The sequence below is a fragment of the Bradyrhizobium sp. USDA 4502 genome (genome assembly GCF_054063355.1).
The window spans coordinates 8,722,306-8,739,861 of the sequence record NZ_JBSSGF010000001.1; the positions used below are offsets into that span (position 1 = coordinate 8,722,306).

Below are 17,556 nucleotides of genomic sequence, written 5' to 3' on the forward strand. Positions count from 1 at the left end.
AAGCTCGGACGCGCAGCGCGTCGCCCCAAGCAGGAGCTGACCATGCGACTTGTGAACATACGGCCGGGACGGCAGACGCGGTTCTATCTGCTCGCGCTGCCGTTCGTATTGGTCGCAATCGCCTACTTCGCCGGCTCCAGCGCGCGGCTCGCGCAGAACGCGAATGACAAGCTGTTGCCGGCGCTGCCGAGCATGGTGCAGGCCGTCAAGCAGATGGCGTTCGAGGTCGACCCGCGTACCGGCGGCTATCTGATGGCCTCCGACACCGTCGCCAGCCTGGGGCGGCTCGGCTCGGCGCTGGCGATCTCGACGGTGGCGGCGCTGGTGCTCGGGATCGTGATCGGGCTGTTGCCGGGCGCCAACGCCCTGCTCGGGCCGTTCGTGTCCGTCACGTCGATGGTGCCGCCACTGGCATTGCTCCCGATCCTGTTCATCGTGATGGGATTGGGTGAGAATTCCAAGATCGCGCTGATCGTGATCGGGACGCTGCCCTGCATGATCCGCGACCTCGCCATGAAGGTGCAGGAGTTGCCGCGCGAGCAGATCGTCAAGGCGCAGACGCTCGGCGCCTCGACCTGGCAGATCGCGCTGCGCGTCGCGATGCCGCAAACCCTGCCGCGGCTGATCGACGTGCTGCGCCTGCAGCTCGGGCCGGCGTGGTTGTTCCTGATCGCGGCGGAGGCGATCGCCTCCGATTCCGGGCTCGGCTACCGGATCTTCCTGGTGCGCCGCTATCTCGCGATGGACGTCATCATCCCCTACGTCGCCTGGATCACACTGCTGGCGTTCCTGATCGATGTCGGCCTGCGCGTCACGCAGCGAAAACTGTTTCCCTGGTTTGCGTCGGTGAGGGCGGAATGAGCGCGATCCGCTTCGAAGACGTCTGGAAGGAATATGGCGACCACATCGTGCTCGAGCGCATCACGATGGAGGTCGAGCCGCGCGCCTTCATCGCGCTGGTCGGCCCGTCCGGCTGCGGCAAGACCACATTGCTCCGCATGTTGCTCGGCGAGGAGCAGCCGACCCGCGGCCAAATCCTGGTCGACGGCAAGCCGTTGCCCGGCGAGCCGGACGCCGACCGCGGCGTGGTGTTCCAGCGCTACTCGGTGTTTCCGCATCTCACAGTGCTGCAGAACGTCATGCTCGGGCGCGAACTGCGCGACGCCAAATTCACCGGCCGGCTGTTCGGCGCCGCGCGCCGCGCTGCCACCGACGAAGCGATGAAGCTGCTCGCCGAGGTCGGGCTCGCCGGTCAGGAGAGCAAATATCCGTCCGCTTTGTCGGGCGGCATGCAGCAGCGGCTCGCGCTGGCGCAGGCGATCATGCGCGGTCCGAAGATCCTGCTGCTCGACGAGCCGTTCGGCGCGCTCGATCCGGGTATTCGTGCCGACATTCACCTTCTGATGAAGCGGCTCTGGAACGAGACCCATCTCACCGTCGTGATGGTGACGCATGACCTCAGTGAAGCCTTCGGCCTCGCAACGCGGGTCATAGCGCTGGAGCGGCAGCGCAACCGGCCGGAGGAGCGCGATCGCTACGGCGCCACGGTGTCGCGCGACCTCGAGATCTTTCCGCGCCGCAGTGCTGAGTTGCGGTCGTCAGTTCAACCAGCTCCGACCGGGACGACCCGGTCAGGCAAGGAGCATCAGCCGGGACGGCCCGGCGCTCTCGTCTTGAAGGAGCAACCATGATCCTCACAGAGGAACAAAAGGCCGAGATCGCGGCGCATACCCGGCGGTATAACGAGCTGAAGGCGGCGGGACAGGAGCACGCGCCGCGGACACTGCCGGCGCCGACTGCGCGCGACGCCGCGCCGATCGACGCCGACACGGTCATTCACCGTGAGACGATCCCCTCCGGCTGGTACTGGACCACGCGGCTGAACCGCGGCGACACGCTGCGCATCGTCAACACGTCGGGGACGTCGACCGTCAGCCTGCTCGCCTGGAACAATGCCGACACCACCGAGCGGCTCAACCACGCCGACACCATCAAGGTGCAGTGGGCGGCGCGGCTGCAGAAGGGACGGGTGCTGATGTCCGACATGGGACGCGCGCTGCTCGGCATCACCGAGGACAGCAGCGCCGCGCATGATGCCGTGGTCGGCGGCTCGACCGCGGCGACCAACCTGGCCAAATACGGCGAAGGCAATTTCCGCAACACACGTGACAATTTCATTCTCGCCGCGGCCAAGCTTGGCCTGGATCGCCGCGATGTCCATCCCTGTGTCAGCTTCTTCGCACCGGTCGCGATCGACGCCGACGGCAAGTTTGTCTGGTCGGAGCAGCGGCGGCAGCAGGGCGATTTCGTCGATCTGCGCGCGGAGATGGAGCTTCTGATCGCGCTGTCGAACTGCCCGCATCCGCTCGATCCCGCCAAAATCTATCCGCAGGCGAGCGTGGAGATCGTGCGCTACCGCGCGGCCGCGCCGGCGGCCGACGATCTGTGCCGGACTGCGACCGCGGAAGCGGCCCGCGCCTATCAGAACAATGCGCTGTATCTCGGCGAAGCCCTGGAACGAGCCGTGCGATGACCATGCAACCTGTTCGCACCGCCGGCCGCATCGTTCTCGATGTCGAAATTCCCGCGCGCAAGCCGTGGTCGGCGATCATCCGCAAGGGGCAGACGCTGCGGATCACCGATAGCCATGGCCAGCAGGCGGTCGACACGCTGTTCTATTGCGCCAGTGATTTCGGCGAGCGCTACAGCGGCCAGGATACGCTGCGCGCGCAGGGCTCGGCCTATGTCGGGCTGGGCACCAGGATCATGTCCAACGAAGGCCGCGTGATGCTGCGCGTGACGGCAGACAGTTGCGGCCTGCACGACACATCGGCGGGCGCCTGCTCCTGTGAGAGCAACACCGTGCGGTTCGGGCACCAGACCCGCTATCAGCACGCCTGCCGCGAGAATTTCGTGATCGAAGCCGCGAAATACGGCATGTCGAAGCGCGACATCGTGCCGAATCTGAACTTCTTCATGAACGTGCCGATCGATCCCGCCGGCAATTTCACCGTGGTCGACGGCGTCTCCAGGCCCGGCGACGCCATCGAGCTGGTCGCCGAGATGGACGTACTGTGCCTGATCTCGAACTGTCCGCAGATCAACAATCCCTGCAACGGATTCTTCCCGACGCCGGTCCAGGTCACGATCTTCGACGTCGCGATCGTCGAGCCGGAGGCGTGAGGCATGTTCAGCAAGGTCCTGATTGCCAACCGCGGCGAGATCGCCGGGCGGATCGGCAGAACATTGCACCGCATGCGCATCGGCTCGGTCGCGGTCTATTCCGACGCCGACCGTTTCACCCGGCCGGTGCTCGACGCCGACGAGGCGGTGCGGATCGGTCCGGCGCCCGCCGCGGAGAGCTATCTCAACGTCGATGCGATCATGGCGGCGTGCCTTGCGACCGGCGCGCAGGCGGTGCACCCCGGTTACGGCTTCCTGTCAGAGAACCGCCGTTTCGCCGAACGGCTCGCCGAGCACGGCATCAAGTTCATCGGGCCGCGGCCTGAGCATCTCGACGCCTTCGGCCTCAAGCACAAGGCACGCGAGATCGCCGAGCGCAGCGGCGTGCCGCTGCTGCCGGGCTCCGGCCTGCTGGAGACGATCGACGAGGCGGTGCAACAGGCTGAAGCAATCGGCTTCCCGGTGATGCTGAAGAGCACGGCGGGCGGCGGCGGCATCGGCATGCAGCTGTGCCACGACATGGCGACGCTGCGCGAGCGCTTCGAATCGGTGCAGCGCACGGCGCGGGCCAGCTTTGGCGACGCCCGGGTCTATCTCGAGCGGTTCGTTGCGCGAGCGCGGCATATCGAGGTGCAGATCTTCGGCAATGGCAAGGGCGGCGTGGTCGCGCTCGGCGAACGCGATTGCTCGCTGCAGCGGCGCAACCAGAAGGTCTTTGAGGAGACGCCCGCGCCGGGGCTGTCCGCCGACATCCGCCGGCGGCTGCACGCGGCCGCGGTGTCGCTCGGCAAGGCAGTGGCTTATGAATCTGCCGGCACCGTGGAGTTCATCTACGACGTCGAGCGCGACGATTTCTATTTCCTCGAGGTGAACACCCGCCTGCAGGTCGAGCATCCCGTCACCGAGCAGGTCACCGGCGTCGACCTCGTCGAATGGATGATCCGGCAGGCGGCCGGCGAGGATGTGCTCGGCCAGGCGGGCGCGCTTGCACCAAAGGGCGCGGCGATCGAGGTGCGGCTCTATGCCGAGAACCCGGGCGCCGGCTTCCGCCCGAGCGCGGGCCGGCTGACGCAGGTCAGCTTTTCGCCGGAGGCGCGGATCGACGGCTGGATCGAGACCGGCACCGAGGTGTCGCCGTTCTACGATCCGATGCTGGCCAAGATCATCGTTTCAGCCGATACGCGCGAGGCCGCGATCGCCCGGCTTTCGAAAGCGCTGGACGATACGGTCGTCGCCGGCATCGAGACCAATCTGGACTATCTGCGTGCGATCGCGGCGTCCGACGTGTTCCGCAGCGGGCAAGTGGCGACGAGTGTGCTTGGCGAATTCGGCTATCGCCCGCGCACCATCGACGTTGTCGCGCCGGGCGCGCAAAGCGGAGTGCAGGAATTGCCCGGCCGGCTGCATCTCTGGCATGTCGGCGTACCGCCGAGCGGCCCGATGGATGAGCGGTCGTTCCGCCTCGCCAATCGCCTGGTCGGCAATCCGGAGACGGCGACCGCACTGGAGCTGACGGTCAACGGGCCGACCTTGCGCTTCAACACCGATACGATCGTCGCGCTGTCGGGCGCGCAGATGAAGGCATCGCTCGACGGCGCTGATGTCGCCTACGATGAGCCGCTCGCGATACGCGCCGGCCAGACGCTCGTGATCGGCAGCATCAAGGGCCCGGGCCAGCGCACCTATCTCGCCGTGCGCGGCGGCATCGACGTGCCCGAAACTCTCGGGTCGCGTGCCGTGTTTGCGCTCGGCGCGTTCGGCGGCCATGCGACGGGATCGCTGAAGGCCGGCGACGTCTTGCATATCGGTGCCGAGCCATCGGGCCTTGCGGCGCCGCGGCGCGCCACGGAACACGAGCGGCCGCAACTCACATCGGCGTGGCAGATCGGCGTCGTCTACGGCCCGCACGGCGCGCCGGATTTCTTCCTCGACGAGGATATCGAGACGCTGTTCGCGACGAGCTACGAGGTGCATTTCAACAGCGCCCGCACCGGCGTGCGGCTGATCGGGCCGAAGCCGCGCTGGGCGCGCGCCGACGGCGGCGAGGCCGGGCTGCATCCGTCGAACATCCATGACAACGCCTATGCGGTCGGCTCGATCGACTTCACCGGCGACATGCCGATCATTCTCGGGCCCGACGGACCGAGCCTCGGCGGCTTCGTCTGTCCGGCCGTGGTCGCCCGCGACGAGCTATGGAAGGTCGGCCAGCTCAGGCCGGGCGACACCGTCCGCTTCGTGCCGGTCAAACGCGACGATCCGGTGGCCGGCCCCACGATGCTGCGCGCGCCTGAGCTCGGATCGGCGATCGTCGGTCGGAATGACGACGGCCCGATTCCGGTGGTCTATCGCCGCGCCGGCGACGACAATCTGCTGGTCGAGTATGGTCCGATGGAGCTCGACATCGCGCTGCGGCTGCGCGTGCATGTGCTGGCGCAGGCGCTGGAAGAGGCGAAGCTCAGTGGCCTGATCGATCTGACGCCCGGCATCCGCTCGCTGCAGATCCATTATGACGGCACCGCGTTGTCGCGAACGAAGCTGCTCGACGTGCTCAGGCGGATCGAGCGCGAATTGCCGCCGGTCGACGCGATGCGGGTGCCGAGCCGCACCGTGCATCTGCCGCTGTCGTGGCGCGATCCGGAGGCCGAGCTTGCGATGCGCAAATATCAGGAGTTGGTGCGCGCCGATGCGCCATGGTGTCCGTCGAATGTCGAGTTCATCCGGCGCATCAACGGACTTGCGAGCGAGGACGATGTCCGCCGCATCGTGTTCGACGCGGATTATTTCGTGCTCGGCCTCGGCGACGTCTATCTCGGCGCGCCGGTGGCGACGCCGCTCGACCCGCGGCATCGGCTGGTGACCACGAAGTACAACCCGGCGCGGACCTGGACGCCGGAGAACGCGGTCGGCATCGGCGGCGCCTATATGTGCATCTACGGCATGGAAGGGCCGGGCGGCTACCAGCTGTTCGGCCGCACCATCCAGGTCTGGAACACCTGGCGCACCACGCGGGTGTTCGAGCCGGGCCATCCCTGGCTGCTGCGGTTCTTCGACAAGATCCGCTTCTTCCCGGTCGACGCCGATGAACTGCTCGACGCGCGCGCCGCGTTCCCGCACGGCCAATACGACATTAGGATCGAAGAGGGCGAGTTCTCCTACGCCGACTATGCCAGGACACTGGCCGACGCGAAGCCGTCAATCGCCACGTTCAAGGCAACGCAGCAGGCCGCGTTCGATGCCGAGCGCCAGCGCTGGCGCGAGATGAAGCTCGACGAGGCGCCGGCTGAAACGATCGATGCGGCAGCCGCCGCGACGGGGATTCCCGACGGTCAGATCGGCGCGTTCTCCGAAGTGCCCGGCAACATCTGGAAGGTGCTGGTCGAGGAAGGCGCCAAGGTCGCGGCCGGCGACGTGCTGGCCATCATCGAGTCGATGAAGATGGAGATCTCCGTGCACGCACCCGCGGCGGGCCGCATCGCCTCGGTGCCGGTGAAGCCCGGCCAGACGCTGCGCGCGGGCGACGTGGTGGCGTTGCTCCGGCCGGGCTAGCGCGGCTGCAGCCGCGCTAGTCCTTGGGATCGGCTGGTGGGACGAGCGGAGCGGGCGTCTCGACCTCTTTCTCCACCCGCTGCCGGCCTTGATGATCAATTGACGCGTTTTGCCTTAACACCCGATCGATCTTCATCCTTACGCGGCGTGCCGCCAGCAATCCCAGGACCGCCTGAACCGTTCCCGAATAGTTGCGATCGCCGATGGAGAACGAGTAACGCCAGGTGCCGGCGGTCTCGCCTTCAATGATCGTGTAATGAATTGAACGATGAATGCCGCTATGCTGGGCAGGTGTTTGTCCAACCACGACCTAGCTCATATGGCTGTTCGCTTCGGCGCCAATCGCCTGTCCCAGCGAATTTGCATGCTTGACCAAGCCCATGACGAGTTCGCCCCTGCGCAGGCCCATTGGAAGCCGACTGCCGTCGTTTCAAGGCAGAAATGGATTGGCCGCGGAGCAATCGGCTAGACGATTTGCGTCCGTTGCGTCTTGTGATCCTGGGTCGTTAAATTGCGAGATGGTGTCAGACCGGATGCCTCGAACCCATGAGCTCGTTTGACATAGGTCAAAATACGATCCCGGAAGCTCCCGACGTTGAGCCACGAACACAGTTCGGTGCCGAATGAAAGCCGCCACACGCGTTGCTAGCGCCTTGCCGTCGATACCGAGCTCTGCCGGGGGAATCGCGCGTCTCGCATGTGCCCGGCTGCGCGATGCGCAGGTTGATCCGGTCCCGATCGTGTCAGCTGCAGGCCTGGCAATCGACGACGTCGAGGACCGCAAGCGCCGCATCGATGCACGAGCGCAGGTCAGGCTGCTCGAACTCGCCGCAAGGGAATTGCAGGACGACTGCTTCGGACTCCATCTGGCTCAAGGCTTCGAGCTGGGCGAGATCGGGCTTCTGTACTACGTCATGGCTTCATCGGAGCATCTCGTTGACGCCTTGCAAATCGGCGGACGCTACTGCGCGATCAACAACGAGGGTGTGCGGTTGCGAAGCTCGCTGGATCGCGGCTTCGCCATCGGGTTCGAATATGTCAACATCGATCGGTCGTCGGATCGTCACCATGCGGAATTCTGGCTGGTTGCGCTGATCCGTATTTGCCGCGCACTGACTGACGGCAGGCTGGTCCCAAAGCAAATCAAGTTGAAGCACTCCAGACGAGAAACGCCGTCGGATGTGCGATCTCTTCTTGGATGCGAGATCGAATTTGCAGCGGACAGCGACGAGCTTTTGTTTCCGTCCCGGATCGGCGCATTGCCTGTCGTGGGGGCCGATTTGCATCTCAACAGGATGTTGCTTCAATATGCCGACGAAGCGCTTCGTAACCGGGCACCGAGACGAAGCAGCGTGCAGTCACGCGTCGAAGGACACATCGCCCAGTTGCTGCCGCACGGCAAAGCCAATGCCGAGGCGGTCGCGCGTCGTCTTGGCATGAGCCGGAGAACTCTCGCTCGCGCATTGTCGTCGGAGGGGGTGGACTTCTCAGACGTTCTCAAGGCGTTTCGAATTGCCCTTGCCCGCCATTACCTCGAAGATGAGGAGCTGCCGATTTCCAAGATCGCATGGCTATTGGGCTACAGCGAGGTCTCTTCCTTCACACATGCGTTCGTCCGCTGGACCGGCCTCACGCCGAGGGCCTATCGCAGCTCGAATGGCGATCGGTGATGGGCTGACACCAGCTCTCAACTAGCTGGCACAGACTAGCAAGACCTGGCGGAGTGTACTCCGCTAGGGCAGTCCGATGCAGTCGAACCTCTTGTCCCAGCTCGCGTGTCGCTGTCGCCGCGCTTCGGCCGTGGTTTTCGGCCCCATGACCGGGGACGACTGGCTATTCCTGGCTTCGATAATTTGTTTCCACAGTCTCTTGGTCGCGCTGGTCTGGGTCGTGTTCGCGAACTGACTGATGGCGCTGCTAAGCGGACTTTCGATTGCGTCGTCTATTCGCCGACCGCCGCCTCACACCTCGAGCCATTCCTCGCGAACGGCGGCATTGCTCTTGAGCTGGTCGGGGGTGCCTTCGAACACGACGCGGCCGTGGCCCATGATGTAGACCCGGTTGGAGATCTTCATCGCGATCGACAGCTTCTGCTCGACAAGGAGAATCGCGACGCCGGCCTTGGCGATCCGCGCGATCAGCTCGCCGACCTGCTGCACGATCAGCGGTGCGAGGCCTTCGGTCGGCTCGTCGATCATCATCAATTCGGGGTCGCCGAGCAGCGTGCGGCAGGTGGTCAGCATCTGCTTCTCGCCGCCTGACAGCACGCCCGCCGGCGTGTCGGCGCGCGCGGCGAGGTTCGGGAACATGTCGAGCATCTCCTGCAGCCGCCACTTGCCGGGGCGGCGCGGGTCCTTGATGCCGAGGATCAGGTTCTGGCGAACCGTCAGGCTCGGGAAGATATCGCGATGCTCCGGCACATAGCCGAGGCCGAGGCGTGCGATCTTGTGGCTCGGAAGACCTGCGATATCCTGGCCCTTGAAGCGGATGGTGCCCTGCGGCGGCACCTCGCCCATGATCGCCTTGACGGTGGTGGAGCGGCCGACGCCGTTGCGCCCGAGCAGGCTGACGACCTCGCCGGCCGCGATGTCGAGATCGACGCCCTGCAGGATGTGGCTCTTGCCGTAATAGGCGTGAAGATTCCTGACCTCGAGCATCAGTCGACCTCCTCGCCGAGATAGGCTTCCTTGACCTTCGGATTGCCGCGGATCTCCTCCGGCGTGCCGGAGGCGATGATGTGGCCGTAGACCAAGACCGAGATGCGGTCGGCGAGGCCGAACACGACGCTCATGTCGTGCTCGACGATCACGAGCGTGCGCCCCTCGGTGAGGCGGCGGATCAGCGCGACGGCGCGCTCGGTCTCGGCGTGGCTCATGCCCGCGGTCGGTTCGTCCAGCATGATGACGCTGGCGCCGCCCGCGATCGTGATGCCGATCTCGAGCTCGCGCTGCTCGGCATAGGTCAAGAGGCCCGCCGGCACGTCGCGGCGGTGGCTGAGATGGATGTCGTCGAGGATCTGCGCGGTGCGCTGCTTCACCTCGGGCAGATTGTCGACGTTCTTCCAGAACGCGTAGCGGTGGCCGGTCGCCCACAGCACGGCGCAGCGGACGTTCTCCCACACCGTCATGCGGGCGAACACGTTGGTGACCTGGAACGAGCGCGACAGCCCGCGCCGGTTGATCTCGAAGGGCCGCAAGCCCGAGGTCACCTCGCCGTTGAGGCGGATCTCGCCGGAGGTCGGCTTGATGTGGCCGCTGATCAGGTTGAACGTCGTCGACTTGCCGGCGCCGTTCGGGCCGATGATGGCGTGACGCTCGCCCTTGGCGACGCTCAGGTTGAGATCGCGGATGATGGCGACATTGCCGAAGCTCTTCTCGACGGCGTTGACTTGGATGGCTGCGGTCATGCGAGATACCCCCGGTCACGGGCCACCGTCGCGGCGCGGTCCCAGGCTTCCGCGACGCGCCGCCAGGTGATGCGCGCGACCAGGAAGCCGCCGACGAGCAGGACCGCCGCGGCCGCCCAGGTGGTCGGCGCCGTGGCGACGAAGGGAACGCCGAGCAGGTTGATCACATCGCCGCCCGAGAACCGCGCAACGGTTTCGATGGTCAGGATGATGCCGAGCGCCAGCGCCAGCGTCGGGATCGCCGCGACCAGATAGGACGGGATCACGGTGCCGAGGGTCCCGGCGCGGATCAGCGGACGGTGCTTCATCAGGATGCCGGCGATGCCGCCGGGTGCGAACATCACGATGCCGATGAAGATGATGCCGAAATAGAGCTGCCAGACCGAGGTGACGCTGGTCAGCCCGAGCTGCAGATAGGTCACCAGGATGGCGCCGAGGATCGGACCGAAGAAATAGGCGGTGCCGCCGATGAACGCGGAGAACAGCACGAGGCCTGACTGCGTCGCGCCGAGATAGGCCGAGTTGGCGATCTCGAAATTGATCGCGGTCAGCCCGCCGGCGATGCCGGCGAAGAAGCCGGCGAACATGTAGGCGAGATAGCGCACCACATGCGGATCGTAGCCGATGAACTCGACGCGCTCCGGATTGTCGCGCACCGCGTTGCAGATCCGCCCGAGCGGCGTGCGGGTCAGCGCATACATCGCGATCGCCGACACCATCACCCAGAACGCGATCAGGTAATAGACCTGGATCTGCGGCCCGAAGGTCCAGCCGAACATCGGCATCAGCGAGGTGCGGTCGGTGGTGATGCCGGATTCGCCGCCGAACACGCTACGCAGGATCAGCGACGACGAGGCGACCAGCTCGCCGATGCCAAGCGAGATCATCGCGAACACGGTGCCGGCGCGCTTGGTCATGACCCAGCCGACGAGGAGGGCGAACGCCATGCCGCCGATGCCGCCGACCAGCGGGATCACCGGCAGCGGGATCGGCCAGTTGTGGCTCGCGACCGCGTTCATGACGTGCACGGCGAGGAAACCGCCGAGGCCATACTGCACGGCGTGTCCGAACGACAGCAGCCCGGTCTGGCCGAGCAGGATGTTGTAGGACAGCGCGAAGATGATCGCGATGCCGATCAGGCTGAAGGAGGTCAGCGAGCCGCCGGTGCCGAACACCAGCGGCAGCACGACCAGCGCGACCGCGGCGAGCAGCCAGACACCATAGAAGCTCAAGGCGCTGCCGGGCTCCTGCTTGGCCGCAGCGATGGAGGGCGTGGAAGCGTTGCTCATGACTCGCGCGTCCCCAATAGGCCCATGGGGCGGAAGATCAGGACCAGCACCAGCAGCACATAAGGCAGGATCGGCGCGATCTGCGCGATCGTGACGTTCCAGATGTCCGTGAGCGGCGAGGGGCCGAGGCTCGGATCGAGCGGGCCGAACACGCTGGCGAGCGAGCCGTTCAAAGCAACTGCAAAGGTCTGGATCAAGCCGATCAGGAGCGAAGCGATGAAGGCGCCGGGCAGCGAGCCGAGGCCGCCGAACACGATGACGACGAACAGGATCGGGCCGAGCAGCGCGGCCATGTCGGACTGCGTCACCAGCGAGGGACCGGCGATGACGCCGGCAAGGCCCGCGAGCGCGCTGCCGACGCCGAACACCAGCATGAACACGCGGCCGACATTGTGGCCGAGATGGCCGACCATGCTCGGATGGGTCAGCGCGGCCTGCACGATCAGGCCGACGCGCGTCTTCTTCAAGGTGACCAGCAGCGCGATGAAGATCACGACCGAGATCACCAGCATGAAGATCTTGTAGGCGGGGTAATTGGTGGAGAACACGGTGAAGGCGGGGAAGTCGAGCGCCGCCGGGACGCGGTAGTCCACCGGGCTCTTGCCCCAGATCATCGAGACGATCTCTTCGATCGCGAACGCAAGTCCGAAGGTCAGCAGCAGTTCGGCGACATGGCCGTGCTTGTGGGTGTTGCGCAGACCGTAGCGCTCGACCGCCATGCCGACCGCGCCGACCAGCAGCGGCGCCAGCACCAGGGCCGGCCAGAATCCGATCCAGCGCGTGAGCTGAAAGCCGAAGAACGCGCCGAGCATGTAGAAGCTGGCATGCGCGAAGTTCAGCACGCCCATCATGCTGAAGATGACGGTGAGCCCGCTGGACAACAGGAACAGCAGCATGCCGAACAGGACGCCGTTGAGCGTCGAGATGACGATCAGCTCAGCCACGGCGCACTCGCTTGAGACTGGAACGGTTCACGTGATCAGACCTGTCGAAGGAAAGGAGCTTACCTGTCATTCCGGGGCGCGCGCGTCAGCGGGCGAACCCGGAATCTCGAGATTCCGGGTCTGGTGCTTGCGCACCATCCCGGAATGACTGATGTGGCCGATCAGGGCCGCTTCATGTTGCAGGTGGTCGGAAGCATCGTCTGCGCGGTGTCGATCTTGGACACGATGCGCCAGCCCCAGCCGGTGTTTTCCTCGTCGAACGGCTCCTTGGTCTTGTCGGCCAGCGCGCCGAACGAGGAGATGTAGATCGGCTGGAAGAACTGGTGGTCGTCCTTGCGGATGAAGCCCTCGCCGCCGTCGAACACGTCGAACTTCATGCCTTCGAGTGCGGCCGCGACCTTCACCGGATCGATCGAATTGGCCTTCTCGGCGGCCGCCTTGAACATCCGCATCTCGTTGACCGCGCGCGGATACCAGACGGAAATGCCGGTCTTGGCGCGGAAGTCCTTCTCGAAATCCATCGCCGCCTTGTTGCCGGAGTTCGGGACGCCTTCGCTGATCTGGAACACCTGGCCCTCGAGGCCGGCCTGCTTGACTGCGGTCGGTCCGCCGGCGCCGCCGGCATAATAGGTGTACCAGTTGACCTTGAGGCCGGCGTCGGCCGCCGCCTTCAGCAGCAGCGCGAAGTCCTGGCCCCAGTTGCCGGTCACGACAGTGTCGGCGCCGGACGCCTTGATCTTGGCGATGTAGGGCGAGAAGTCGGTGACCTTGAGCATCGGGTGCAGTTCGTCGCCGACGACCTGGATATCCGGCCGCTTTTCGCCCAGCATCTTGCGCGCCGTGGTGCGCACCGACTGGCCGAACGAATAGTCCATGTTGATCAGGTAGACCTTCTTGATGGACGGCTGGCCCTTCATGTAGTTGGTCAGCGCTTCCATCTTGATGTCCGAGTTCGCATCCCAGCGGAAATGCCAGTAGCTGCACTTCTCGTTGGTCATCGCCGGATCGACCGCGGCGTAGTTGAAGTAGAGCACTTCCTTGCCGGGGTTGCGCGTATTGTGCTTGGTGACGAAGTCTTCCAGCGCCGCACCGACCGACGAGCCGTTGCCCTGGGTGATGTAGTGGACGCCGGCGTCGACCGCCTTCTGCGCCTGCACCAGGCTTTCCTGCGGATTGGTCTTGTTGTCGAGCGGGACGATCTCGACCTTGTGGCCGAGGATGCCGCCCTTGGCGTTCAACTCGTCGGCGAGATACTGAAACGTCTTCAGGCCGCCTTCGCCAACGCTGGCGCCGCCGCCGGAGAGCGGATCGATATAGCCGATCTTGATGGATTCCTGCGCGGACGCCGCGCCTCCCAACACCGTCAGCGCTGCCGCGGCGGCAACGATCAGCCTATGCATCCTGCGTTCTCCCTTGCTCGTGTTTCTTGATCTTTAGCGATCGAGGCCGTCTCATAACCCCAATCGCCGAGCCTTCGCAACTTTCGCTTTGAATACTGCGTCAAGTTTTAGCAGAAGGTATTATGATGTTATAGGCCATATGTCGGCGGAATCGGGCGCTGTTTTGAATTACAGGTAAACTTTTGGATGGGGCTCACGCTTATTCGCGGTTCCGAACCGGCGTCGTCCGTCTCCAAACCTCCCCTTGAAAAGGGGAGGTCGCTTCGCTCGTTAGAGCAAAGCGGGTGGGGATCGGCTGTCGCCACTTGGAGCGTCGCCTGCGGCTGACCCCCATCCCGATCTTCGCCGTTCAGGGGGAAGGGGAAACCACGATCGCTACCGTGGCGCCTTAGCCCGGATGTCGGCGCGGCTTGAGGCCCGCGAGGAACAGCCGCGCGAAATGATCGGCGATCTCGGCTGGAGACCAGTCACGCCTGGTCTTGAACCAGATCGGATACCAGTGGCCCATTCCGGTGAGAATGCGCTCCGCGAAATAGGTATCGATGCGGCGGAAACGGCCCTCGTCGACCCAGCGCTGATAGCTGTTCTGGTCTTGTCGGATCGTCGCCAGCACGTCTCCGACATAGGCTTTTCGGTCTGCGTCGTTGAGATAGTTGATGTTGTGGTAGGTCGCCTTTGGGCCGCAGGGCGTGTCGTGCAGCATCAACAGCAGGCGAATTCGCTGAACGATGTGATCGAATGCTCCAAGGCTGTGCTCTTGCAGATGCTCGCGAATGCTGACCTCGCCGGCGAGCCCGCGTCGCAGGCAGGCCAGCAGCAGGCTCTCCTTTTCACTGAAGTGATAGTAGATGCCGGCGCGCGTCATGCCCGCATCCACGGCGATGCTCTCGAGCGACGTGCCCGAGGCGCCCCTTCGGTTGAAACTGTCGGAAGCAATCGACAGCATCCTGTCGAACTTGGCGGCCCGCTTGTTCAACGCTGTGCGAGCCTCGAGAAAAGGGGCGAGGCTGAGCGGCTCGGGCATTTTGGGAAGCGCGATCTCGCGCCGGTAGACGCCATGCGTGATGATGTCGTCGATGGCATCGATCCCCTGTTGCCGCGTGTAGTAGTCGCGTTCGGACAGCCAGAACGGAACCCAGTCCAGGATGGAGATCAGCGCCACCGCCGTGAGCAGCGGCTCGTCGCAGGCGATCGAGCCGTCCGCCACGCCCCGATCGAGGATGTCCGCCAGCAGCGCGGCATTCTGCCAGCGCTTGGCATGGACCTCGCTGCTGTAGGGCGCGGCCAGCGCATCGATATCGCTGAACAGGATCATGCGCTGGCCTTCGGGCCTCAGCCTGCCGCGCACGAAGCGCCTGATTATCTCGAGCCCGTCGATGCCGGGCTCGGCGGCCGCCTCGATTTCGTGGCGATAGATCGCAAGGCCGCGCAGATAGCAGTGGAAGATGAGATCTTCCTTGTCGCGGAAATAGTGGTACAGCGCGCCCGGCACGGCCTGCACCGATGCTGCGACCTGCTCCATCGTCACGTTGGCATAGGAGTGGCGGGCAAACAGCCGGGAAGCTGAGACGAGGATTTCTTCAGCCCGATCCGTCGGGTCGGCGGCGACTTGCAAGCTCGAATGCCCTTCCTGATCGCGGAACGAAAATCCGCACGCGAGATAATCCCCTTGGCAGCCGCTTGTCGATCTGCGATAGACGGTGGCATACCATACACCAGCTGATCTTGATTGTCTGGTGATGTGGCGATCGTCGGCCCGTGGATGCGGGACGGCCAAGATCGACCGGGCATCGGTTCGGCAGCAGCTTCGGACAGGATTTGGAGAGCAAGCCTTTCGTGAGGAGGGCTATTGGAGAGAGCATGGCGCGCAACATTCTGATTTTGGGAGCCTCCTACGGCTCCCTGCTGGGGACCAAGCTGCTGATGGCGGGTCACAACGTGTCCCTGGTGTGCCGGAAGAACACCGCCGACCTGATCAACCGCGAAGGCACCGAGGTGCGGATCAAGCTGCGCGACGAGAAGGAGCACCGCTCGATCTTCTCGCGCGATCTGCCGGGCAAGCTCGACGCCGTCACGCCTGCCGATGTCGACGTCTCGCGCTACGACATGGTCGGCCTTGCGATGCAGGAGCCGCAATACACCAACCACACGGTTCGCGTGCTGATGATCAAGATCGCGGCGGCGAAGCTGCCCTGCCTGTCGATCATGAACATGCCGCCGTTGCCGTATCTGAAGCGGATCCCCGCACTCGCCGGCATGGACCTCGAGGAGGCCTACACCAACGCGCAGGTGTGGGAGCGCTTCGAGCCGGGCCTCGTCACGCTGTGCTCGCCCGATCCGCAGGCCTTCCGTCCGCCGGAGGAGAAGGCCAATGTGCTGCATGTCGGCCTGCCGACCAACTTCAAGGCCTCCGCCTTCGCCGACGACAAGCACAACAAGGTGCTGCGCGAGCTGGAAGCCGACATCGACGCGGTGACGCTCGACGGCCAGGACGTTCCGGTGAAGCTGAAGGTGTTCGATTCGCTGTTCGTGCCGCTGGCGAAGTGGTCGATGCTGCTGACCGGCAACTATCGCTGCATCACGCCGACGGAGCCGCAATCGATCCGCGACGCCGTGCACGGCGACCTGACGCGCTCGCAGGCGATCTACGACCACGTCGACGGCATCGCGCGCAAGCTCGGCGCCGACCCCGCGGACCAGGTGCCGTTCGCGAAATACGCCAAGGCCGCGGAAAGCCTGCTCAAGCCGTCATCGGCGGCCCGCGCGGTCGCCGCCGGCGCGCCCTTCATAGAACGCGTCGACCTGCTGGTGAAGCTGATCTCGCATCAGCTCGGCACGCCGAGCGCCGAGATCGACCGCACGGTCGAAACCGTCGATCAGAAGCTGAACGAGAAGATCGTGCAGGGCGGCTCCGGCGCGGAGTAACCGAATGCGTTGATGGCGGGGGCAGGAACGCCCTCGCCATGCATCGGCGATCTGCAATGCACGCAATCGCGGTTGCCGGACGCATGGCTCGACCTGTCCAGATGGAGTAGACTCGCCCAGCTGCGGTTGGGAGCAACGGACATGCCGAGCAAATCGCTTCCTCTCCTTGCAATCTACGGCGACCTCGATCGCGCACGCGACATCATGCGCGCCTGGCAGCCGCTCGATCATCTCTCCCCCGAAGACGCCGAGATCGTCGTGAAGGCGATCGCCGAGGGCATCGCGCGCGGGCGCCGGCACGGGATCGAGATGGGACAGTGTCATCAGGCGGCGTAAAGCCGCTAGCCCTCATGCGTCACGGCCAAAACCGTCACCGAACGCGTCTGCTGGCTCGGCGTCTGAAAATCGATCGTCTGGCCGACCGACAATCCGATCAGCGCCGCACCGACCGGCGTCAGCACCGAGATGCGCCGCAGCGCGATGTCGGCTTCGTGCGGATAGACGAGCATGACCTCCCTGACGTCGCCGGTCTCGTCGTCGCGGTAGCGCACAAGCGAGCCCATGCGGACCACGTCATGCAAATCGGCGTCGTCGGCGACGAGCTGGGCGCGGTCCGTCTCGCGTGCGAGGAACTGGGCGACGCGGGGAAACACCGCCATGCTGGAATCGGCCAGCGCGCTGAGGCGATGCGCCTCGCTCGCGGTGATCACGATCGGCGGCAATGCCAGGGCGGTAAAGCTGTTTTGAATGGTTCGGGTCATGTCGGTTGATCTTTGCGGTTGATCGGAGGCGCACGAGCGCCGGCGCGCGGATATCTCGCGACGCGACGGACTGAAATGATCTTGATGACGTCGAGGAATCCG

Annotated in this window: 16 protein-coding genes; 8 read left to right on the forward strand and 8 right to left on the reverse strand. The window is 64.9% G+C overall.

What is annotated here, in order from left to right; genetic code table 11:
- Positions 1–42: 42 nt before the first annotated feature.
- Genes ACVW1B_RS40695 through uca form a run of 5 tightly spaced genes read left to right on the forward strand, consistent with a single transcriptional unit; the run spans position 43 to position 6,729 of the window.
- Positions 43–861 carry an ABC transporter permease gene (locus ACVW1B_RS40695; protein WP_456777717.1) on the forward strand — a complete coding sequence of 273 codons (819 nt, stop codon included), beginning with the start codon at positions 43–45 and terminating at the stop codon, positions 859–861.
- Positions 858–1,691 carry an ABC transporter ATP-binding protein gene (locus tag ACVW1B_RS40700; RefSeq protein WP_456777716.1) on the forward strand — a complete coding sequence of 278 codons (834 nt, stop codon included), beginning with the start codon at positions 858–860 and terminating at the stop codon, positions 1,689–1,691. Before ACVW1B_RS40695 ends, ACVW1B_RS40700 begins: the two co-directional genes overlap by 4 nt.
- On the forward strand, positions 1,688–2,533 hold the full coding sequence (locus ACVW1B_RS40705) for an urea amidolyase associated protein UAAP1 (protein ID WP_456777715.1): 846 nt from the start codon (positions 1,688–1,690) through the stop codon (positions 2,531–2,533). The genes ACVW1B_RS40700 and ACVW1B_RS40705 overlap by 4 nt, the downstream gene beginning before the upstream one ends.
- Positions 2,530–3,183: an urea amidolyase associated protein UAAP2 gene (locus ACVW1B_RS40710; RefSeq protein ID WP_310881466.1), complete on the forward strand. Its 654-nt coding sequence runs from the start codon at positions 2,530–2,532 to the stop codon at positions 3,181–3,183. Before ACVW1B_RS40705 ends, ACVW1B_RS40710 begins: the two co-directional genes overlap by 4 nt.
- 3 nt (positions 3,184–3,186) lie before the next feature.
- Positions 3,187–6,729 carry an urea carboxylase gene (uca, locus tag ACVW1B_RS40715; RefSeq protein ID WP_456822927.1) on the forward strand — a complete coding sequence of 1,181 codons (3,543 nt, stop codon included), beginning with the start codon at positions 3,187–3,189 and terminating at the stop codon, positions 6,727–6,729.
- A gap of 16 nt (positions 6,730–6,745) precedes the next feature.
- On the opposite strand, the gene ACVW1B_RS40720 is transcribed toward uca, so the two are convergent.
- On the reverse strand, positions 6,746–7,036 hold the full coding sequence (locus ACVW1B_RS40720; protein ID WP_310881464.1) for a hypothetical protein: 291 nt from the start codon (positions 7,034–7,036) through the stop codon (positions 6,746–6,748).
- 316 nt (positions 7,037–7,352) lie between these two features.
- Here ACVW1B_RS40720 and ACVW1B_RS40725 point away from each other — a divergent pair, with 316 nt between their 5' ends.
- Complete coding sequence (locus ACVW1B_RS40725; protein ID WP_229159805.1) at positions 7,353–8,399, forward strand: AraC family transcriptional regulator; 1,047 nt, start codon at positions 7,353–7,355, stop codon at positions 8,397–8,399.
- A gap of 291 nt (positions 8,400–8,690) precedes the next feature.
- On the opposite strand, the gene ACVW1B_RS40730 is transcribed toward ACVW1B_RS40725, so the two are convergent.
- The 6 genes from ACVW1B_RS40730 to ACVW1B_RS40755 form a co-directional block, all read right to left on the reverse strand.
- Positions 8,691–9,386, reverse strand: coding sequence for an ABC transporter ATP-binding protein (locus ACVW1B_RS40730; protein ID WP_050385202.1), 696 nt, complete (start codon positions 9,384–9,386; stop codon positions 8,691–8,693).
- Positions 9,386–10,135, reverse strand: a complete 750-nt coding sequence (locus tag ACVW1B_RS40735) for an ABC transporter ATP-binding protein (RefSeq protein ID WP_028332917.1) — start codon at positions 10,133–10,135, stop codon at positions 9,386–9,388. Before ACVW1B_RS40735 ends, ACVW1B_RS40730 begins: the two co-directional genes overlap by 1 nt.
- Complete coding sequence (locus tag ACVW1B_RS40740) at positions 10,132–11,424, reverse strand: branched-chain amino acid ABC transporter permease (RefSeq protein WP_456777712.1); 1,293 nt, start codon at positions 11,422–11,424, stop codon at positions 10,132–10,134. Before ACVW1B_RS40740 ends, ACVW1B_RS40735 begins: the two co-directional genes overlap by 4 nt.
- Positions 11,421–12,368 carry a branched-chain amino acid ABC transporter permease gene (locus ACVW1B_RS40745; protein ID WP_016847025.1) on the reverse strand — a complete coding sequence of 316 codons (948 nt, stop codon included), beginning with the start codon at positions 12,366–12,368 and terminating at the stop codon, positions 11,421–11,423. Before ACVW1B_RS40745 ends, ACVW1B_RS40740 begins: the two co-directional genes overlap by 4 nt.
- A gap of 161 nt (positions 12,369–12,529) precedes the next feature.
- Complete coding sequence (locus tag ACVW1B_RS40750) at positions 12,530–13,768, reverse strand: branched-chain amino acid ABC transporter substrate-binding protein (protein WP_456822928.1); 1,239 nt, start codon at positions 13,766–13,768, stop codon at positions 12,530–12,532.
- Positions 13,769–14,156: 388 nt separating this feature from the next.
- The gene (locus ACVW1B_RS40755; RefSeq protein WP_456822929.1) at positions 14,157–15,383 is read right to left on the reverse strand and encodes a TetR/AcrR family transcriptional regulator; all 1,227 of its coding nucleotides are present in this window, start codon (positions 15,381–15,383) and stop codon (positions 14,157–14,159) included.
- Positions 15,384–15,628: 245 nt separating this feature from the next.
- On the opposite strand from ACVW1B_RS40755, the gene ACVW1B_RS40760 reads away from it, so the two are divergent.
- Both ACVW1B_RS40760 and ACVW1B_RS40765 read left to right on the forward strand, forming a co-directional pair.
- Complete coding sequence (locus ACVW1B_RS40760) at positions 15,629–16,693, forward strand: ketopantoate reductase family protein (protein WP_028332920.1); 1,065 nt, start codon at positions 15,629–15,631, stop codon at positions 16,691–16,693.
- A gap of 141 nt (positions 16,694–16,834) precedes the next feature.
- Positions 16,835–17,029 (forward strand): hypothetical protein, encoded by a 195-nt coding sequence (locus ACVW1B_RS40765; RefSeq protein ID WP_076827654.1) that lies wholly within the window; start codon positions 16,835–16,837, stop codon positions 17,027–17,029.
- A 5-nt stretch (positions 17,030–17,034) separates the two neighbouring features.
- Here the strand turns inward: ACVW1B_RS40765 and rnk are convergent, their stop codons facing one another.
- Positions 17,035–17,454, reverse strand: a complete 420-nt coding sequence (rnk, locus tag ACVW1B_RS40770; RefSeq protein ID WP_456777710.1) for a nucleoside diphosphate kinase regulator — start codon at positions 17,452–17,454, stop codon at positions 17,035–17,037.
- Between the last annotated feature and the right edge of the window lie 102 nt (positions 17,455–17,556).